3 protein-coding genes are annotated in these 2,031 nt (G+C 66.0%); all 3 read left to right on the forward strand.

Going from position 1 to position 2,031, the window contains the following annotated elements; translation table 11 throughout:
- Window positions 1–48 precede the first annotated feature (48 nt).
- Genes puhC through acsF form a run of 3 tightly spaced genes read left to right on the forward strand, consistent with a single transcriptional unit; the run spans window position 49 to window position 1,982 of the window.
- A complete protein-coding gene (gene puhC / locus ACTS11_RS03520) occupies window positions 49–525 on the forward strand; it encodes a photosynthetic complex assembly protein PuhC (RefSeq protein WP_442638959.1) in 477 nt (158 codons plus the stop codon).
- Between the two features lie 3 nt (window positions 526–528).
- Window positions 529–867, forward strand: a complete 339-nt coding sequence (locus ACTS11_RS03525) for a hypothetical protein (RefSeq protein ID WP_442638960.1) — start codon at window positions 529–531, stop codon at window positions 865–867.
- On the forward strand, window positions 864–1,982 hold the full coding sequence (gene acsF, locus ACTS11_RS03530) for a magnesium-protoporphyrin IX monomethyl ester (oxidative) cyclase (protein WP_442638961.1): 1,119 nt from the start codon (window positions 864–866) through the stop codon (window positions 1,980–1,982). Before ACTS11_RS03525 ends, acsF begins: the two co-directional genes overlap by 4 nt.
- The last annotated feature ends 49 nt before the right edge of the window (window positions 1,983–2,031 follow it).

The raw sequence follows: 2,031 nt of genomic DNA on the forward strand, positions 1-2,031 counted from the left end.
GCATGCCGGCCGCGCAGCCGGTCGCCGCGGAATAGGGGAGGGCGCGCCATGGGCCTCAGCCACGCCGAACGCAAGCTTGTCAAGCGCGACAAGGAGATGGTCCCGACCATCCTCGTGCGGGCGATGTTCGTCCTCTGCCTCTGCGTCCTGATCATCGTCGCCTATGCGCGGCTGACGGACCGGCCGCTCTCGGCCATGCCGCCCTCCGAGGCGGAGGTGCCGGCGGTTCACGAGCGGACGATCCGTATCTTCGGAGAGATGGACGGCTCCGCCCGCGTGCTCGACGCGGACGGCAACCTCATCGCCGACTTCGGACCCGACGAGGGCGGGTTCGTGGCCGGCATCTATCGCGTGCTGGAGCGCGAACGTGGGGCCGTGGGCCTCGATGCATCCGAGCCCATCCGGCTGGTGCGCTTTTCAGACGGGCGCATCGGGCTTCGGGATGACCACACCGACTTCCGGGCCGAGCTCTTCGGCTTCGGGGCGGACAACGAGGCGGTCTTCGCCCGCCTCCTGGAGGAATGACCGATGGGATGGATTACCCGAGAGAAGGAGACGGCGCCCTGCGAGGTCGAGGTCAGCCACTGTTTCGACTCGCTCCACGCGCATGTGAAGTTCCTGAACGGCGCCACGATCAACCCCGGTGACGAGGTTCTCGTCCACGGCGCGCCGGTGATGGCGCCCTACGGCGAGGTCGTCCGCGAGGAGCGGATCGCCACCATCACCCGCGCCTCCAGGCTCGAACAGCTCTGGACCCGCGCCACCGGCGACTTCGAGTTCATGGAGCTCTGCGAGTTCAGCTTCAGCGACGAGGTCGAGCCTCACCTGGCGCCCGCCGCCGCCCGCAAGGAAGGAGTCCCGGCATGAAGGACCAGGTCTTCCACTCCGCCGACGCCGCGACCGTCGAGGAGGCGATGTCCGCCCGCAACTACGAGCAGGCCGTCATCGACAGCGAGAGCGCGACCGCCGTCGCCATGCAGAACACGCTGCTGACGCCGCGCTTCTACACCACGGATTTCGACAAGCTCGACGCGGTCGACGTGAGCTCCGTCCGCGAGGACTGGGACAAGCTCATCGCGCAGATGAAGTCCGACCCCAACAAGGGCCACTTCAAGAAGAACGAGGAGTGGGACCACATCGACTGGGACGGGATGGAGCCCAAGCTCCGCGCCGAGTTCACCGACTTCCTGATCTCGTCCTGCACCGCCGAGTTCTCGGGCTGCGTCCTCTACAAGGAGATGAAGCGGCGCGGCAACAACGAGGACATCACGACCCTCTTCCAGCTCATGGCGCGGGACGAGGCGCGGCACGCGGGCTTCATCAACGATGCGCTGCGCGAAGCGGGGATCGCGGTGAATCTCGGCTTCCTCACGCAGAAGAAGAAGTACACCTACTTCCAGCCGAAGTTCATCTACTACGCGACCTACCTCAGCGAGAAGATCGGCTACGCCCGCTACATCACGATCTTCCGCCACCTCGAGGCGCATCCCGAGCACCGGTTCCACCCGATCTTCAAGTGGTTCAAGGAGTGGTGCAACGACGAGTTCAGCCACGGCGAGGCCTTCGCGCTTCTCATGAAGACCGACCCCAAGCTGACCAGCGGCATCAACGTCCTGTGGATCAAGTTCTTCCTGACGGCCGTGTATGCGACGATGTACGTGCGCGACCACCAGCGGCCGGCCTTCCACGAGGCGCTGGGCGTCGATACCGACTGGTACGGGCAGGAGGTGTTCCGCAAGACCTCCGAGATCTCGAAACAGGTCTTCCCGATCACGCTAGACATCGACCATCCGCGCTGGATGCCGGGTCTGAAGGCGCTCCAGCGCGCCAATGCCGACCTCGCCGAGGCGACGGAGAAGAAGCAGGTGCTGCGCGGCCTCGGCGCCCGGGTGCGGGCGGCGGCGGCCTTCGTCGGCCTCTTCACCATCCCTGCCAAGAAGCACCGCGTTCCCGTCTCGACCCGGCTGGAGCCCGCCTACTGATGCTGCATTCGCCCTGGATCGCCGCGCTTCTGGCGCTTTTCCTCTGGTG

Origin of the sequence: Roseicyclus sp., from assembly GCF_052168335.1 — a bacterium.
GTDB lineage: Bacteria > Pseudomonadota > Alphaproteobacteria > Rhodobacterales > Rhodobacteraceae > Roseibacterium.